Genomic DNA, 18,450 nt, shown 5'->3' on the forward strand with positions numbered 1-18,450 from the left:
GTAACATAAATAGCCTAAAGAAATTCTTTGACTTGTTCTTTAATATAAGTATTATTTATCCAAAAACATTGTTTCGTCATCCATTTATCTGAATATTTTAATGTATCATTAGGTCGATTAATCCAATTTGCACGAGATGGCAATTCATCTGCATATTTACCGTTCACCCTATAGTCAGAGTAGCTTTCATGGGGTCGTATATGACATATCATTTCATCTGATTTATTAATAAAATTATTTTCAATTCTATATACGTTACCATCCTTTTTATAAGTTGCTTTGAGACACACCCCTTTTAATAACTTATTTTTTGTGTCTTCCCATACTTTTTTTACAGGACCTTCGATATCGTCTTCTGGCATTGAAAAGAATTTAACGCCTTTAAACACCTCAGTACCTTCTTCTTCTTTGACGATAAAAAAGAGAAATCTCGTTTCCAGAAGAAAATTATGCCATTGAGCTAGTGGATTACCATCTTCATCTTCCCATTTTTCTTTAATTAAATCTTTAAATCTGAAAGCAGGGAATGACATACTTTCTTTATTAATATTATTTTTATTAAATTTTACTGTTTTAACAACTATAGATGCTTTTTCAAATTCGTCTACCTTTGGAAAAGTCTCATTTCCTTTAATTTTGCCTTTTAAATTTAAAATAGCAGAAGCAATGCGATTATGGTAATTTTTCCCACCTCTATCTACATTAAATTTTTCTCCTATGGAATCTATAGTTTGATTATAATATGGTTTGAATTTTTCAAGCACTATATCTTCAATAGATTTATTTTTTAGCTCAAACGGTGATTTAACAATAGAATCAATCTCTTCATTGCCTAAAATATACTTTCTCAATATCGATGTCATGTATCCAGACTTCAAAGAAAATGCTCTCTGTTTAGCTTTTATGTTTGAATATGGTTGAGTTCTAACAGATTTAGCACTTGCTCCTTTCGTACAAGGGGATAAATAAGTTGTTAAGCTCTCACTTAATTCATGTGCTTTACCATCATTAATATAATTATGTATTAATTCCCAATCATTTTTTATTACTTCATAATCAATTGGATTTTTTTTCATTTCATATAAAACAGCCTCATGTATAATCCAGTCATCTCTAGATACATCTTTTTTATACTCATAAAACGCTAGCTCTATAGTATTATTTTTATTTAAAAATGAACTAGTCTCGAATTTTTCATGTACTACTTTTTCATAATTAATAATATTTAAAACCAATCTTTCTTTGGCACTATATTTACCACTTTTTAATTTTTTAAAAGGTGTTGCCTTTAATTCAACACCTGCCTCTTCCATATCAGGTCTACTCTCACTATCTTTACTTTTCCCAAACCAATTTTCAAAAGCATCCCCCACAGAACTTTTAGTTTCTGAAACAGAAAAGCCATCATTTAATTCTTTTATTGTCTTACCTACAGCTTCCTTTGCTCTATTATGAACTTCTTGTTTAGTTAAAAATTCCATATTCCATCATCCTTATTTAATTATCATGCGATACTAAAATTCTATGACATAATTATCTTTCAAAGATATATATTCTAAAACAATAAAATTATTATTCTTTGAAAATAGATTCCTTTTCTTTAATATTATATCGAATTTATTAGACAAACAATATCACTTTTAATTGTTCCAACCATACTATTCCTTCTCTATTATTAGTGAATATATGAGAAAATATTAGATAAATTATTAAATTAATTTATCTTAATAATCTAAAAATACACGCTGTTTTTGATTATTAACAGCGTGTAGTTCAAAATAAATTGTAATTTAGTCTTATTGTTATTAATATTTTCTTATAATATGAACCTTATTTAAATTACTTTACTCTCTCAAACAACTTTTGATAGTTATTCTTTGCTTGTTCATACTTGAGTGCATTTTTTGTTTCAACTTTTGTTAGTGGATTTTTAATTATTTTATCCATATAGGCAGCGAATGCTTCAATGTTATCCGGCTCAACAAGATAGCCATTTTCACCGGGCTCTATGATTTCACCAGGACCGTATCTTACGTCATAAGCAATGACTGGGCAACCTACTTCAATACTTTCCATAACGGTTAAACCAAAACCTTCGTATTCACTGGTTAATAGTGAGGCTTTAGATTTTTTAAATTCTTCAAGTGGATGCTTGGTAAAATCATTTAAATCAACTTTATCTTCAATTTGATATTCTTTAACTAAATCTAGTATGACTTGTTTTTGATTTTGTTCATCTGCACCATAAATAGCTAATTTCGTTTGATGTCCATATTTTAAGAATTGATTATAAGATTTGATTAAATGGTCCACTTGTTTCTGTTTGCCTAGTCTACCAATAAATACGAATCTATCCTCTTTATCATGAGTATATTTTTGTCCATAGCTTTTAATAAAGTGAGGTACAATCGATATTTTTTCATCGCTGATACCATATGCATGTTGTATATCGTCTTTTTGCATATGTGTGAGCAAGAGGTATTGAGCTACTTTATCAGAATTTTCCAGTGCAATTTTGTATGAAGATTTAATATTATCGCCATCAATGTGGCTATTATGAAATACAAGCACATTTTTTGTGTTCATACAATTATTTAAAAGTGGTTTATCTAGAAGTCTAGCATCATTAAACACAATATCATTTTGTTTAAAGCGATGTTCGAAATAATATTTAAAGAGATCTTTTTCGTTTTTAAAAGCCTTCATGATACGTTGATTTTTAAAAATTTGAATAAAATCTAATTCATTTGCCTTTTGTGAATTGAAGAATTTTTTACAGTAAATACTTCCCTCTGTGTCAAAATATTCTTCCAAAATTTTGTGATATGTGCGGCTTGAGAAGTAAATCTTTCTATGTAATTGACCGAAGTGATTATATTCTCTACGTTCAATTTTTTTCTTAGAAATTGGTGACATCACGTCTTCAAATTCTATGATATTTGTATCTTCATAAAATTTCCGATATAAAACATAAGTTTTTTGATCATAATATCTCATCACATTGCCATCATTGAATGCTTTAGAAGTTAAACCTTCTATGTCTCTATCTTTTTCAGAGTAAAGCGTTTTTTTCTTAAATCTTGTTTTAGGTATTGAAAGTAATTTGAAATCAGATAACCAATCATATATGTTTTCGATTTGCGTATTTTTCGTTATGAGTTGATTCTCTTCGAACTTTTGATAAACTTCATTATAATTAGCGTTATAATTCGTTGTTAATATTTTATTGTGAATGCCCATTTCTTTATCAAGAAATCGAATTCTTGTTAATAATGATTTAGTTCTTCCTCCGTGCACTAAGGGTAATGTGCTTGTTACTGTATATATCATTGTTTTAATCCCCACCTTTTAAGATGTATGCTATTTTATAGTTAATTATAAAAATATTGATGCATTTTGAAGCTAGAAATTTTATAATGTGATTTAAGAAGTATTTTATATGTTGTTTTAAAATAAGCTAAGAACTTTTTATGTTTTCGAAAATAAACATAAACTAAAAATATAGTATAATGTATATTTTAATTTTAATAAAGAGGAATTTGTAAATATGAAAAATAATTGGATAGATGTATTAGATGAAAGTTTAGTCAAAGATTTTTATAATAATCAAACTTCCGAAGAGCAACAAGAAGGACTTAATACTACACTGTCTTTTGGCACGGCTGGTATTAGAGGGAAATTCGGTTTAGGTGAAGGCCGATTAAATAAGTTCACAGTATCTAAAGTAGCGTTAGGCTTTGCCCATTATTTAACATCAAGTATCGTGCATCCTGTCGTCGTCATACATTATGACACAAGACACTTATCACCTGAATTTGCTCAAATTATCGCTAATATTCTAGCAAGTCATGATATTAAAGTTTATCTTGCTGATACATACAGAACAACACCTGATTTATCATTTGCAGTCAGATACTTACAGGCTGATGCGGGTGTTATGATTACAGCTAGCCATAACCCTAAAGATTACAATGGAATTAAAGTTTATGGAAAAGATGGTGCTCAATTATCAACCGACGATTCCGCACGACTAAGCACATATATCGATAAGTTAGGTCATCCGCTTCATATTAATTTACCTAGTTTAACTACTGAACAACAATCATTAATTCATTCAGTCCCGAGCGAAGTCAGAGAAGATTATTTCAGAAACGTACAAGACTTAGTTGGAACGATTCCACAGTCTAATTTAAAAGTTGTCTTTACAAGCTTGCATGGTACGAGTGTGCCAGTTGTACCTGACATCTTATCTTCCCTTAACTTTAATCAATTTGAGTTAGTTGCATCACAATGTGAACCTGATTCAGATTTCAGCTCTGTAGCCAGTGCAAATCCAGAGGATCATAAAGCCTTTGATCAATCGATAGAGCTCGCTAATAAGATTGATGCTGATTTACTTATTGGTACAGATCCCGATGCAGACCGTTTAGGAATAGTTGAACGTGATGCTGAAGGTAACATCCACTATTACAATGGAAATCAGATTGGTGCACTTTTGTTAAATTATCGTATCAAACAAACAGAAGAATTACCTAACAGAATTATGTTCCAATCAATTGTCAGTGGTGGCTTAGCTAAATCTCTTGCTCAATATCATAATGTCAATTTCAAAGAAGTTTTGACAGGTTTTAAATATATCGCAGCTGAAATAAGACATCTGTCTCCTGAACAAAACTTTATTTTTGGCTACGAGGAAAGTTATGGCTTCTTAGCCCGTCCTTTCGTGAGAGATAAAGATGCGATTCAAATTGTGCCATTAATGATTAAGTATGCAGCTGAATTAAAAAACAAAGGACGCATGCTTAAAGATGAATTAGAAGACATTACTCGAAATGTCGGTAACTTTAATGACAAGCTTTTCTCACATACATTTGAAGGTACTCAAGGCAAGGCAAAAATCGAAAATATTATGACTCAATTTAGAAGTGAAACACCTTCGGAAATGTGTGGTCTTAAAGTCATTGCAATCGAAGATTTTGAAACAGGTAAAAAGACTGACTTACAAAATGATGAAGTCAGCGATATAACTTTACCTAAAGCGAATGTAATAAAGATATACTTTAATGAAGGATTTATTGCTTTGCGTCCTTCTGGTACAGAGCCTAAAATTAAACTTTATGTATCACTTTCTTGTGACCATTTTGACGTAGTTGCACAAAAAATGAATGATGCTATATTTAACTCTTAAGTAGAATAAGATGGAAATGTATTCTCTTTGCAATCTTAAAATCGAAAGAAATAGAATTAACATGGTTAGTAAAATTGCTAGGTGGTACTCACGATATTGGGGACCATCCTTTCTAGTAATTAAAACTTGATGACAGTGAATACTCAATCCAATCATCCACTATAAATACGTAAAATGCCTAGGACAAAATAGTTGTCCCAGGCATTTTTTATTGAATTTAAATATCTAGTTGTTTAATGAATGCTTTTAAGTCTTGACTCATTTCTGGATCTTTTAAAGCATATTCAATCGTTGTTTTAACAAATCCTAATTTTTCTCCAACATCATAACGATTACCCTCAAAATCATATGCATATACTTGTTGTTTGCTATTCATTCGTTCAATCGCATCAGTTAATTGAATTTCATTTCCAGCACCTTCTTGTTGTGTTTCAAGATAATCAAAAATTTCTGGTGTTAATACATAACGACCCATGATTGCTAAATTAGAAGGGGCAGTACCTTGTTTCGGCTTTTCTACAAATTGACGTACTTCATATCGACTTCCCTCTTTAGCAGAAGGATCAATCACACCATAACGATGTGTATCAGATTCTGGCACTTCTTGAACACCTATTACTGAATGGCCTGTTTCTTCATAAACGTCCATTAATTGTTTAATAGCTGGTGTATCAGATTCTACAATGTCATCTCCTAATAACACTGCAAATGGTTCGTTACCGATAAACTGTTTTGCAGTATGTATTGCATGTCCTAGCCCTTTTTGTTCTTTTTGTCGTACGTAAAAAATATTAGCTAAATCTGTTGAATATTGTACTTTTTCAAGCAGGTCTGCTTTTCCTTTATTTTCAAGAACCATTTCTAATTCTCTTTGATTATCAAAGTGATCTTCAATTGCACGTTTATGCTTGCCAGTCACTATAATAATATCTTCAATCCCTGCTTTAGAAGCTTCTTCTACTATATATTGGATTGTTGGTTTATCTAATATTGGTAACATTTCTTTTGGCATCGCCTTAGTTGCTGGTAAAAAACGAGTACCTAAACCAGCGGCAGGAATTATTGCTTTTTTTATCTTTTTCAATCTATAAACTCCTTTACCTATTTACGTAATTAAACTCTTAATAAAGTGTATCACTATTTAAAATGCTTTCATAGTAGTGTTTTTTCACCACAATCTTTTTCAATATTAACATTAACTTAATCAAGAATTGAGTTAGAAATTAAAAATACTCGAATAGAAATTAACTTTATTTTAAATATATCGGTGACAGACATCTACTGAAAAACACTCGCTATATTTTTAAAATGAGAGCTTCAGGAATTTTTTCTCTATACAAATAAACTGATAAATAAAATAAATAAAATACCAGATACTGAAATAATTGTCTCTAATAACGACCATGTTAAAAATGTTTCTTTGACTGTCAGCCCGAAATATTCTTTAAACATCCAGAATCCAGCATCATTGACGTGAGAGAGAATTACGCTACCTGCACCTATTGCAAGAACGACCAAAGCTACATTAACATCTGAATGTTCTAAAAGTGGTAACACAATGCCTGTTGTTGATACGGCAGCAACTGTAGCTGATCCTAATGAAATCCTTAAGACTGCAGCTACAATCCATGCTAATAAAATGGGCGACATGCTTGTTCCTTCAAACATCTTAGCGATTGTATCACCTACGCCACCATCGATGAGCACTTGTTTAAATGTACCACCACCACCGATGATGAGTAACATCATGCCGATTGGATAAATAGCATGCGTAACTGATTTCATAATGTCTTCCATTTTTCGTTGTTGCTTCATTCCCATTGTAAAGATTGCAAATATCACTGCGATAAGCATTGCAGTACCAGCAGTTCCTATGAAGTAAACAATTTGTTCGAATACATTTGTTGCTTCTTCGTGTCCTGTAATCAGTTGCACAATTGTAGAAATCAACATAAGAATAACAGGTAAAATAGCAGTCAATAAACTTATTCCGAAACCAGGCATCTCTTCTTCTTTAAATTCCTTTTGAGTACCTAAAGAAGAAATATCCCCTTCTCTCGTATAGGCTGTTGGAACCATCTTTTGTGCAAATCGATTAAAGATTGGACCTGCAATAAGTGTTACAGGGATAGCAATAATCATACCATATAACAAAACTTCACCTATATTTGCTTTAAGCTCCTTAGCGATGACAACGGGTCCAGGATGTGGTGGTAAGAATCCGTGTGTAACAGATAACGCTGTAACCATTGGTAGTCCCAATTTTAATATTGATACATTTGCGCGTTTAGCTACTGTAAATACGAGTGGTATTAATAGTACAAGACCTACTTCAAAAAATAGCGCAATACCAACGATAAATGCTGCTATCAACATAGCCCATTGAACATGTTTCTGACCAAACTTTGCAATAAGTGTATCAGCAATACGTGTTGCGCCACCACCGTCGGCTAATAATTCACCTAATATCGCACCTAAGCCAAAGATTAAAGCAATATGACCTAACGTACTACCCATACCATTTTCAATGGTTTCCATAACTTTGTTAAGTGGCATACCTAATAATAACGCCGTTATCATTGAGGTAATGATTAATGAAATAAACGTATTAAGCTTCAATCCAATAATTAATGTTAATAAGATAATAATTCCTAATACAACACTGATGAGTGGCCAAATCTCTCCAAACATCGCATTCCCCTTCTTTCTCTCGTTTATTATTCATATAATATATAATCAATTAATCACTTAAATGTTCTCGTTGGAAATTCGCAATATCACTGTAATTCTCAGTCATAGAACGACTAATGTTAATGAAAATGGTAACAAGTTGTTGGTAGATGGCAACTGTTTCTTGGTTAGGTTCATGGGCATGTGTTGTACCAACCATATCTTTAATGACTGAAAAATCATCTATTTCTCCCAGAGCTTTCATTCCAAGTACACATGCACCTAGACATGAACTTTCGTAGCTTTCAGGTACGATTAAGTCTGTATCAAAAATATCTGCCATCATTTGTCGCCAAATTTCACTTTTAGCAAAACCACCCGTTGCTTTAATTGTTGTCGGTGTTTCATTCATCACTTCAATTAATGCAAGATAAACTGTATATAAGTTATACAATACACCTTCCAATGCTGCACGAATCATATGCTCTTTCTTGTGAGATAATGTCAATCCGAAGAATGAACCCCTAGCGTCAGCGTTCCACAATGGTGCGCGCTCTCCAGCTAAATAGGGATGAAAAATTAATCCTTCTGCACCTGGTTTTACTCTGCTGGCAATCTGAGTTAACACATCATAAGGATCGACCCCCAACCTTTTAGCCGTTTCAACTTCACTCGCTAAAATTTCATCTCGTAACCATCTCAAGACGACACCACCATTATTGACGGGACCGCCAATCACATATTGATCTTTATCGAGAATATAACAGAAAATACGCCCCTTCTCGTCTGTTTTTGGCTGATTAATTACCGTACGAATTGCGCCCGATGTGCCAATAGTTACAGCAACTTCACCTTTTTGATAACTATTTACACCTAAGTTAGATAATACGCCATCGCTCGCTCCGACAATCACAGGCGTTTGCTCATCAATCCCCATCAACGTTGCGTAGCGTTTTTTCATTCCAGTTAAAACATGTGTAGTTGGAACAAGTTGTGGTAACTGATTTCTTTCAATACCTAACAATTCTAAAGCTTTATTATCCCAATCTAATTGTTCTAAGTTCATCATACCTGTAGCTGATCCTAAAGAATAATCAATGACGAATCTTTCATATAATTGAAACAGTACGTATGTTTTTAAATCTGCAAACATAGCTGTTTGTTTAAATATTTTCGGTTCCTCATGTCTCATCCAAAAGATTTTAGATAATGGTGACATAGGATGAATCGGTGTACCAGTTCGTTGATACAATTCAAAACCGCCATATGATTTTTCTATTAAATCAGCATAATCATTCGCACGATTGTCAGCCCAAGTGATATTTTCAGTTAAACGTTGATTATTCTCGTTCATAGCAATCAAACTATGCATTTGTGCACTCAAGGAAATAAACTTAATATCTTCTTTTGCGATGCCAGATTCTCTTACAATATATTTAACCGTCATAAGCACAGCATCAAATATTTCATCAGGATTTTCTTCAGACACATCTACGTTTGGTGTATGTAAGTCATAGCCAATATTATGTTTCATTATAAACTTACCATTTTCATCATATAGCACAGCCTTCGTACTCGTTGTCCCCATATCTACACCAATCATATATTTCATATTTCATCCCTCTTTTCTATAAATTAACGTAACCAAAATGCTTCAATATTTTCTCCTACATCATCAAAATTTAAATGGAATGCTTTTCTCAATATGGAGGCATCATCGTTCTCAACAGCATCTATAAAAACTTGATGATTTTTATGAATTCTCTCGAAATCTTTGGGGTCATTTGCCATTCTTTGTCTCATTGAAATGAGTATGAGTGATTCCATAACAGGTTTAAGGTGATTCCAAAACACTTTAAGATACTGATGGTTTGTTGCTTGAATCATCACCTCATGAAACTCAAAATCATGTTGTGTAAATGCTTCAGCATCCTCAAATTGGACTGCAACCTTCATCATTTCTAATTGCTTTTTCATTTCCTTACCAATATGTTGTGTATCTGTTCCACTTAATTTTGAAAAGGCGAATGATTCGAGCATCAAACGCAAATCATACATTTCCTTTTTCTCTTGATCACCAAAAGGAAGTACCTGAGCGCCCATACGTTCTAATTGAATCAGTTGATCTGTTTGAAGTAACTTAAATGCATCTCTGACTGGTGAACGACTAACATTAAATTGTTGTGCAACTTGATTTTCACTTAGTTGTATATGGGATTCAATCTCACCACTCACTATTCCTAAACGTAACTCAGCAGCTATTACTTGTCCTGAAGTCATGTTTTCCTTCCACTTTTTCGGATAACCATACGTCACGTTCTATCCACCTCAATTCAATGCACTTCTACTTGTATACAAGTATGTTAATATACAAAAATTTGTTGTGCAAGCGCTTTCTTTTAGGTGTTTTGACATTTTAAACACAATTTAACAAACTATTTCTTAGAATCATTTACATCCATCTTTTATTCGTTCACTTTTCATCCTATCAATACAGTTTATAAAATAATGTAAAATACACTTAAACCATACTTACTTATTGTTTGTTTCTTATTATTCAATTATATATTTTGTATTTCATAAAAAAACATAATTATATTGACAACGCTTACTTGGATACTTAAAATTTACTCGTAATTATTTTTCAGTTTTATACATCATCATACGATTAGGAGGTTACAACATGTTTAATTTCTTAAAACCAGCTAGACATATCAAATCATTGCCATCAGAAAAAGTAGATGATACGTATAAAAGACTACGTTTTCAAGTCTTTTTAGGAATATTTATCGGTTATGCTGGTTACTATTTATTAAGAAAGAACTTCTCTTTAGCAATGCCCTCATTAATTGAGCAAGGCTTTAGTAAAGGTGAATTAGGTATTGCATTATCTGCAGTATCTATCGCATATGGCTTTAGTAAATTTGTAATGGGAACTGTCAGCGATCGAAGTAATGCTCGGATGTTCTTAACTTTAGGTTTAGTATTGACAGCAATTATTAACTTATTATTAGGATTTATTCCATTCTTTACTTCAAGCATAACTATTATGTTTATCATGCTGTTTTTAGTTGGTTGGTTCCAAGGAATGGGCTGGCCACCATCTGGACGTGTGTTAGTTCATTGGTTTAGTGTCAGCGAACGCGGAAGCAAAACGTCAATATGGAATGTAGCACATAATGTAGGCGGAGGTTTAATGGCACCTATTGCTACGTGGGGTATTTCCATGACTGCATTATACAACTTCGGTTATTTAAAAGGGTTTGAAGGCGTCTTTATATACCCTGCACTATTGGCTATCATTATTGCCATCTTGTCTTACATACTAATTAGAGATACACCACAATCTCAGGGTTTACCACCAATTGAGCAGTATAAAAATGATTATGCCACTTCAACTAAACAAACAATTGAAACAGAACTAACTACTAAAGAAATATTATTTAAATATGTACTTAATAACAAATGGGTATGGGCGATTGCTTTTACAAACATTTTCGTTTATTTTGTGCGTTATGGTGTTTTGGACTGGGCTCCGACATACTTAAGTGAGGAAAAGCATTTTGATTTAAGCGCTTCAGGTTGGGCTTACTTCTTATACGAATGGGCAGGAATTCCGGGCACGCTACTCTGTGGTTATCTATCTGACAAACTATTTAAAGGTCGTCGTGGTCCAGCAGGCTTCTTCTTTATGTTAGGCGTAACAATCTTTATCCTTATATATTGGTTAAATCCACCAGGTCACGCATGGTTAGATAATCTTTCATTAATTGGTATTGGTTTCTTAATTTATGGTCCAGTCATGTTAATTGGTTTACAAGCGTTAGATTATGTTCCTAAAAAAGCAGCTGGCACTGCGGCTGGTCTAACTGGTCTATTTGGATACTTATTCGGTGCAGTTATGGCTAATATTGTATTGGGGTTTGTAGTTCAACATTTTGGATGGCATATTGGCTTTGTGTTATTAACAGTCATCAGCATACTCGCTATGTTATGTTTCATTTTAACTTGGAATAAACGTGGTCAAGAACAAATCGACTAGTATCCTGAGTACGCTTAATCATTGATTACGATGCGCATATGTCCTATTCAGCCATGTACTATATATTAAAATAGCCTAAGACTATTCGTCTCAGGCTATTTTTGTGCTTTGCGTCATGTTGCATATATGAATTCTTATTAATATATCCAAATTACATTCATTGCTTAGCAATTTCTACACAGTAATGCATTTCGTGACAATCAGGACATTGAAGCTTTCTAGTTTTAGGTGTATGTGATGCTGTTACAAAATGAATGACACTAGGATTAAACACATGGTGGCAATTAGGACAGACATATGAAACATTCTTTTTATACTTTTTCGTTAACCAAAGTGAATACATAGCTACCACAGGCATCATCGACAAGAAAGGCTTTTTCCTTTGAGTTACAATTGAGGTGATCAAACCACCATATTGTAATGAACCAATCAGAGCTATACTTAACCATAATTTCTTTCTGACACCTTTGAGTCTATGAGATTCTTCCATATAAATAGCTATATCTTGTAAATAATGAATTGGAGAAATTGAATTTTGATGAACATAGCGTTGAATTTGCTCTATTTTTCGTACCTTGTTTTCTTTATCTGTTATTGACTGTTGTATCTCATGCTTTTTGATTTGAAGAAGAGTGTAAAGAGATTTCATTGATGAATCATCTTTTAATAACACTTTAATTTCTTTAATTGTGCAACCTATTTCCTTAAGTAGTAAAATCAGTTCAAGTTTCTTCACTTCCTTATCAGTGTAAAAGCGTCTGTTAGTTTCAGAAGTATAGTTTGGCGATAAGATTCCTTGTTTATCGTAGTACTGAATAGTGCGTGTTGACACATGACATTTATGAGCTATATCTCCTGAAGTATAAATCGACATAGACATCTCACCTCCTAGTCAAAGTGTACTCGATAACGTTACGTCATTATCAATAACTTTATTCATTTCTAGACGTCCGGACGTCTTATTTTTTGGAAATCCACGCTTTAATTTCATCTACCACGCCAGTTTGTCCATCCGATTGGGTTTCTAAAACACTCGGGAAATCTATATGGCCAATTCCTGGATAAATAACTTCTTTAGTTTCTCCACCTAACGCCTTATATTTTTCTAACGTAGCTTGAGAATCCGTATAAGGAATAATTTGATCTTCTTTTCCAGACATAAATAAGATTTTCGGAAATTGTTTAATCTCATCGATATCTGGTAAATAATCTGTATTAATCGTGTAAATCATATCCGTAATTATAGTTTTAATAGGTGCAATAAATTGCACCAAATCAAGTGCGTTTTCCTTTTGTGCATAAATCGTTTTATCTAGTATATATTGAGGAAGATTTTTCACTGCCTTAATTTCATCTTTTAATACTGCTCTCTTACTCTCACTAGTAAATAATCGTGCTAACATACTTGCATCTGGACTAATTTTCGCTGCGCTATGTAAATAAATAAGATGAGAGACTGGTAATGTATTATACTTAAGTAACCGTGTCGCAATCATTCCTCCCATTGAATAACCGACAATACTCAGTTCTTTTATTTGTTGCTCCTTAACAATTTGCGTTAATACATCATATATACGTGCAGCGTAATCATCTAATGTATGTGTGTCACGATCTAAATCTGAACTTCTACCACGACTTGGACAATTAATAAATATTAATTTGTAATCTCTGAAGTAAGGTTCGAACATCGTCATAATTTTATATGTTAAAAGTGCACCATGAATAAATACAATCACATCATCAGCTTGGCTATCTCCTGCGTAGGCAACTTCACTATATTCTCCCTCAAATTGTTTAAGTGGATAAACTTTAGTTGTAAAATTTTGCTTAATCATATACATCCTCTTATTCTTAATACATTAATTAATATAATAATATCATATAATTTAATTTTTTATAATTATACTAATCATATGTCCATCCTCTTTATGTTACTACATATTTAAAACTGATTTTTCTATTTAAATAGATTTAAACAATTTGAATCATACCAATAGTCTTAATAAAAAATTAATATTATCCTCATAATTAATTAACATTTTATTACTATTCTTAATATTAGGAAACGACCGTTGCTTATAAATAATTTATACGTTTTGCACAACATCATTTACATTTTCATCATCTAGGGAGGCATTTCATGGTTATTTCAAAGAAATTAGCATTTATCACTATAGGTATCTTAATATGTATTCTTTTAAGTTCACCTCTGATCGATCAACAGATTTCAAATTATTTCATGAATCAAGATTCAATTTTCGGTACTTTATTTCAAAACTACGGTTTATTTCCACCTACGCTCATATTAATTATTTCAACTGTAATTTTAAATTATTATATTTTAACTACATTTCAAAATAAATTAGCAAAAACGTTAACTTTGATTTTATCTTTTATCTTTACGTTGATAAAAACCAATGAATTCGTGTCAGAAACCGCTCAATATATGTTATCTACATCAGAAAACATCAAAAATCATAAGCCAATGGGTATGGCAAATAATGAAGGAAACGCTGGAAATGCTTTATCTTTAGGAATGAGTTTTTTTATTTCTTTGATTATCATTATAATTATCACTATTATTTGTTATCAGTTTTGGTTAAAACATACAAATAACCAAGAACTTGATCATTTATTCAAAGTTTCACTTATTAGCTTTATGATTTTATTTATTGGATTAGAACTCGTTGATAGCTTGAAACATTTATGGGGACGTTTTAGACCATATGAAATCACTGACAAAGCTGGACATTTCACTCACTGGCTTACAATAAATGGAAACACTGGACATAGTTCCTTCCCTTCAGGACACACTGGAAATGGTGCATTTCTAATGTTTATCGCATTTTACTTTAAAAAATTACGCACTCAAAAAATAGTGTTTAGTATCGGATTATGTTATAGCATTTTAATGGCATTGAGCAGAATTCGTATTGGTGCACATTTCACTAGTGATGTAACAATGAGCTTGCTTATTATGTTTTCACTCATGGTTATTGCAGATTTTATCATTAATCAAATCATATCTAGATATAAAAACAATCTAAGTAAAGTCTAGAATTAAAATATTAATCATAATTTAAATGAATTAATATAGTAAACGGTAATTTTCTTTGTATTAACAAGAAAATTACCGTTTTTTAATTCCTCCTATATGATTTAAAACAAAAAATCACACTACTTCTCTCGATTTGAAATTTCTGAATGTATTTGTTGCATTTTACTTTCTACATTTGTAATTTCTGATGCACATTGTTCTAATAGTCCTTTATATTTTTCAGTGTCTGTATCATTTTTATAACGAATTTTGTGTTCTAAACTTGCCCACATATCCATGCCGATTGTACGAATTTGTATTTCTACTGGTGTTACTTCTACCGAATCTGCTAAAAACACTGGAATAGATACGACGATATGTAAACTTCGATAGCCGTTTTCTTTAGGATGTGTGATATAATCTTTACGTTTTAATAATTTAACATCTTCTTGTCTTAATAACATTTTTTCAATGACATAAACATCGTCTAAATAGTTACATACGACCCGTATACCAGCAATATCCATAATGTTATCTTTAGCACTTTGTGCACTTACTTCAAATCCTTTACGATTCAACTTTTTAACTAAACTGTGCATCTCTTTTACTCGTCGTTCCATATGATGAATTGGATTGTGTTTATATTGATAGTTAAAGTTATCATCTAAAATACTTAATTTTGTACTTATTTCTTTAAGTGCTGAAGAATATAGGTGGTCCAGTTCCACAAATCCAACTAATGTATTAAATGCTTCATCATCATCTTTAAAATGTTTTAAGCTATTTTTGAATTCGTCTCGTAAATCTTCGATATAAAGTGCAGGCTTTCTCTCTACATACATCTTTCTCAACCTCCGATTTCTCTTCAAACCCATTATAGCGAATTAAAATTTAATATAGAAACTTTATGTCATATTACAGTTTTATCATATATCATTTATAGATAAAAAAACCTGAGACAACAATAATTGTCTCAGGTAACGTACATATTTTTAATAATTGATAATTCAATTTCATATATTTATTAGATTTTATGTTCCAATACCAAATGTTTATATGAAGTTATCACTTCAACATACATCCATCGCCATTACTTTGTTTAAAATCACTCATCTTTTCGATGCTCAATCACTTTGGTACCTTTATTCTCTGCGATATGTTGTGCACGGTTAACTGCTTCAGATTTTGTGTCAAATGTATCTGAAGCTCGTCTAGCCTCTGTAGATTTTACTTTCCATAGCTGATCTTCATAATATACATGAACATTTTCTTCGTTAAGTTTAGGATTAGCTGATTCATCTTCTTGATGTTGCGTGATATGTTTGTTTTTTAACGTCTCTAATTCTTCTTTTGAAGCATGTTCATACCATTTTTCAGCTTGATTTGTAGCAATAGGTATCACATCAGATTCTTTATAGCCATCTTTGAGCATCGCATTACCAATATCAATCGCTTTTTTCCGTTCGAGTTCTTCAAAGTTTTTCCAACTTTGAGGATAATCTTCCATCGTCCAAGGCATCGTCTTACCTCCTCAATAATTTACTAAACCTTACCACTAAATTTGTTTAATTAAACAATACGAGACATCTGTATTAATTAATCTTTTGTGATGGCCTGACGTTGTTCAACACAATTACGTTGTATATTCATAAGGGAAGCACGGATGTAATTGTATTGAGGTAATGGTTGCATGTCTCTGAGATTTAAATCTGCTTGAAATTGGAAATGCTTAGCTATATTTTCAAATACGACTAAATATTCACCCATTAAATCATCATTTATTGTTTGTCGATGTTTATTATTCATGGCACGCTCTAGCATAAAACTTATTTCCTCTAGAGCAAATATGCTTGGATAGTAATACCTTACCGCTTCTTTATTACTAAACAATTCACCATTCGCTGAATTGTAAATCTGTGTCACATTACTGATTTTGACGTTTAAATTTAAACTTTCTACCCTATCACGTTCATTCGTTTCCTGTTTATTTTTTGAAAATAAATAATGAAATAAAATACCTTCTTTACGTACCAATTCGGCAATAGCATCAGATAACATTGAGGATGCAGTTTTACGCGCGAGTATGAATATACCAATAACTGCAATAGCTATACCTATCAGAACGTCAATAATTCGGGTGTACGCTATCTCAATATTTAAATTTTGAGAGGCTAGACCATTGAGCATAATGACTTGTGTCGTAATAAAAATGACTGCAAATGCATAGTTAGATGCCACAAACGCTTCCGTCATCATGGCAGAAAATCCCATAATGATAATAGCGAAAATAGGATCGATATGAAATGCCAAGATTCCCGACAAAACAATAGTCCCGATTATCGTTCCAATACCTCTAGCAAGTGACCTGTCTAACGTACGAATCGTTGTCACATTACCTAACATGATGGTATGCGCTGACAATGGCACCCAATACGCTTTTTGAATGTTAAACGCTAGAGCAATAAATATAGCTACTGCCATAATAACTGTATATTGCAAAGCATTTCTAAATACAATTGAGTCGAAAGTTAGATTTTGATATATTCGCTTACTATATAAAGGCTTGCGAATATCTGCTTCATATTTAATTTGATTATCGTTTGCGTGAATCATTTCATCTATTTTCAAAATATGATCCATTAAATTTTGAAATTCTGGTGCCACATCAACAACTTTTGACCACGGTCGATATTGTTGTTTAGGTTGTTGAACACTATTAATGATATGATCCATCATTTCAACTAAGTCACTTGGTAATGGACGAATATGATTTTCATTGAGTTCTAGTAATTCTGAATATATCCCTTGTGCTGATGTGTGTAATAAAATTAATTTCTGAAACCTTTTACTTAATTTTCCATTACCACCTGATGTTGAGGTAATTAAAAGTTTTTCAGAATTTCTAAATTCTGTAACAGCGTTTCGAGCATATGCTTTGAAATCCTCTGGCTCATCAAAATGATGTAGCAAGTTATGTAATGTTTTAAAATCCGCATGAATTGCTCTGTCTTCTGCTTTCTCTTTAGCAAATATGATTGTTAAAATTACTGTTATGGTAGCCAATATACCACCAATGAGAATTGCAGATCCACGTAAAAGCGCTTCTTCTGGGGCTATCGGTAAGTTTATAGATAAGCAAAACGTTACTAAAAAGAATGTCGATGATGGACCAGCGATTTTTAGTGCATTAAACGTATAATATGGGATTGTAACAACAACCAGTAATAGTAATCCAAATAAAATAGGCTGAGATACTGTTAAGGTGCCAAGAATCATGCAAATAGTAAATGATAGTGAACAGGTGATGACTGTTTTTAACATAGATTGCGGTGATCCACTAAAAACGTAGACATGTGCTAGCGTACCTGTTGATATTAAAATACCAAACATAGGGAATCCTAATAAGTAACCTATCAATGCTGGTAGTATCATTAAAAATCCTTGTCGTATTCCTTTAGCTATATCAATTTTTGAACGGTCGAAGTGTATCAAAGAGTTAATGATTTGTTGCAT

General features: G+C 32.1%; 14 protein-coding genes. 3 read left to right on the forward strand and 11 right to left on the reverse strand.

The features are described from left to right. Positions 1–14 precede the first annotated feature (14 nt). Entirely contained in the window at positions 15–1,481 is a 1,467-nt protein-coding gene (locus tag AC1Q7N_RS04300) for a Sau3AI family type II restriction endonuclease (RefSeq protein ID WP_021298779.1), read from the reverse strand. A 358-nt stretch (positions 1,482–1,839) separates the two neighbouring features. Continuing rightward, complete coding sequence (locus AC1Q7N_RS04305; protein WP_021298777.1) at positions 1,840–3,330, reverse strand: glycosyltransferase; 1,491 nt, start codon at positions 3,328–3,330, stop codon at positions 1,840–1,842. 217 nt (positions 3,331–3,547) lie between these two features. On the opposite strand from AC1Q7N_RS04305, the gene AC1Q7N_RS04310 reads away from it, so the two are divergent. Continuing rightward, on the forward strand, positions 3,548–5,188 hold the full coding sequence (locus tag AC1Q7N_RS04310; protein ID WP_002502572.1) for a phospho-sugar mutase: 1,641 nt from the start codon (positions 3,548–3,550) through the stop codon (positions 5,186–5,188). Positions 5,189–5,405: 217 nt separating this feature from the next. Here AC1Q7N_RS04310 and galU read toward each other — a convergent pair whose 3' ends face one another. The 4 genes from galU to AC1Q7N_RS04330 form a co-directional block, all read right to left on the reverse strand. Beyond that, entirely contained in the window at positions 5,406–6,272 is an 867-nt protein-coding gene (gene galU, locus AC1Q7N_RS04315) for a UTP--glucose-1-phosphate uridylyltransferase GalU (protein WP_021298772.1), read from the reverse strand. Positions 6,273–6,520: 248 nt separating this feature from the next. Continuing rightward, on the reverse strand, positions 6,521–7,879 hold the full coding sequence (locus AC1Q7N_RS04320) for a gluconate:H+ symporter (RefSeq protein ID WP_021298770.1): 1,359 nt from the start codon (positions 7,877–7,879) through the stop codon (positions 6,521–6,523). 49 nt (positions 7,880–7,928) lie between these two features. Then, a complete protein-coding gene (gene gntK, locus AC1Q7N_RS04325; protein ID WP_021298769.1) occupies positions 7,929–9,470 on the reverse strand; it encodes a gluconokinase in 1,542 nt (513 codons plus the stop codon). A gap of 23 nt (positions 9,471–9,493) precedes the next feature. Then, positions 9,494–10,174, reverse strand: coding sequence for a GntR family transcriptional regulator (locus AC1Q7N_RS04330; RefSeq protein WP_021298771.1), 681 nt, complete (start codon positions 10,172–10,174; stop codon positions 9,494–9,496). A 367-nt stretch (positions 10,175–10,541) separates the two neighbouring features. Here AC1Q7N_RS04330 and glpT point away from each other — a divergent pair, with 367 nt between their 5' ends. Continuing rightward, positions 10,542–11,900 (forward strand): glycerol-3-phosphate transporter, encoded by a 1,359-nt coding sequence (gene glpT, locus AC1Q7N_RS04335; RefSeq protein ID WP_001831473.1) that lies wholly within the window; start codon positions 10,542–10,544, stop codon positions 11,898–11,900. A gap of 157 nt (positions 11,901–12,057) precedes the next feature. Here the strand turns inward: glpT and AC1Q7N_RS04340 are convergent, their stop codons facing one another. Together AC1Q7N_RS04340 and AC1Q7N_RS04345 are read right to left on the reverse strand one after the other, a co-directional pair. After that, the gene (locus AC1Q7N_RS04340) at positions 12,058–12,774 is read right to left on the reverse strand and encodes a MerR family transcriptional regulator (RefSeq protein ID WP_032603497.1); all 717 of its coding nucleotides are present in this window, start codon (positions 12,772–12,774) and stop codon (positions 12,058–12,060) included. A gap of 85 nt (positions 12,775–12,859) precedes the next feature. Further along, entirely contained in the window at positions 12,860–13,735 is an 876-nt protein-coding gene (locus tag AC1Q7N_RS04345; protein WP_002505812.1) for an alpha/beta fold hydrolase, read from the reverse strand. 305 nt (positions 13,736–14,040) lie between these two features. Between AC1Q7N_RS04345 and AC1Q7N_RS04350 the strand changes: the two genes are divergently transcribed. Beyond that, a complete protein-coding gene (locus AC1Q7N_RS04350) occupies positions 14,041–14,958 on the forward strand; it encodes a phosphatase PAP2 family protein (protein ID WP_002505813.1) in 918 nt (305 codons plus the stop codon). Between the two features lie 119 nt (positions 14,959–15,077). Here AC1Q7N_RS04350 and AC1Q7N_RS04355 read toward each other — a convergent pair whose 3' ends face one another. The 3 genes from AC1Q7N_RS04355 to AC1Q7N_RS04365 form a co-directional block, all read right to left on the reverse strand. Then, on the reverse strand, positions 15,078–15,779 hold the full coding sequence (locus tag AC1Q7N_RS04355) for a GTP pyrophosphokinase (protein WP_002438184.1): 702 nt from the start codon (positions 15,777–15,779) through the stop codon (positions 15,078–15,080). Between the two features lie 263 nt (positions 15,780–16,042). Then, positions 16,043–16,456, reverse strand: coding sequence for a DUF2188 domain-containing protein (locus tag AC1Q7N_RS04360; protein WP_002438182.1), 414 nt, complete (start codon positions 16,454–16,456; stop codon positions 16,043–16,045). 77 nt (positions 16,457–16,533) lie between these two features. After that, positions 16,534–18,450 (reverse strand): FUSC family protein, encoded by a 1,917-nt coding sequence (locus AC1Q7N_RS04365; protein WP_001831490.1) that lies wholly within the window; start codon positions 18,448–18,450, stop codon positions 16,534–16,536.

The sequence above is a fragment of the Staphylococcus sp. GW823-FHT05F06 genome, assembly GCF_058795495.1.

What these genes read in the sequence shown, in the direction of transcription:
- AC1Q7N_RS04300 (WP_021298779.1), bottom strand. Translation starts at nt 1,481, where the DNA reads ATGGAATTTTTAACTAAACAAGAAGTTCATAATAGAGCAAAGGAAGCT.
- AC1Q7N_RS04305 (WP_021298777.1), bottom strand. Translation starts at nt 3,330, where the DNA reads ATGATATATACAGTAACAAGCACATTACCCTTAGTGCACGGAGGAAGA.
- AC1Q7N_RS04310 (WP_002502572.1), top strand. Translation starts at nt 3,548, where the DNA reads ATGAAAAATAATTGGATAGATGTATTAGATGAAAGTTTAGTCAAAGAT.
- AC1Q7N_RS04320 (WP_021298770.1), bottom strand. Translation starts at nt 7,879, where the DNA reads ATGTTTGGAGAGATTTGGCCACTCATCAGTGTTGTATTAGGAATTATT.
- gntK (WP_021298769.1), bottom strand. Translation starts at nt 9,470, where the DNA reads ATGAAATATATGATTGGTGTAGATATGGGGACAACGAGTACGAAGGCT.
- glpT (WP_001831473.1), top strand. Translation starts at nt 10,542, where the DNA reads ATGTTTAATTTCTTAAAACCAGCTAGACATATCAAATCATTGCCATCA.
- AC1Q7N_RS04340 (WP_032603497.1), bottom strand. Translation starts at nt 12,774, where the DNA reads ATGTCGATTTATACTTCAGGAGATATAGCTCATAAATGTCATGTGTCA.
- AC1Q7N_RS04345 (WP_002505812.1), bottom strand. Translation starts at nt 13,735, where the DNA reads ATGATTAAGCAAAATTTTACAACTAAAGTTTATCCACTTAAACAATTT.
- AC1Q7N_RS04350 (WP_002505813.1), top strand. Translation starts at nt 14,041, where the DNA reads ATGGTTATTTCAAAGAAATTAGCATTTATCACTATAGGTATCTTAATA.
- AC1Q7N_RS04355 (WP_002438184.1), bottom strand. Translation starts at nt 15,779, where the DNA reads ATGTATGTAGAGAGAAAGCCTGCACTTTATATCGAAGATTTACGAGAC.
- AC1Q7N_RS04360 (WP_002438182.1), bottom strand. Translation starts at nt 16,456, where the DNA reads ATGCCTTGGACGATGGAAGATTATCCTCAAAGTTGGAAAAACTTTGAA.
- AC1Q7N_RS04365 (WP_001831490.1), bottom strand. Translation starts at nt 18,450, where the DNA reads ATGCAACAAATCATTAACTCTTTGATACACTTCGACCGTTCAAAAATT.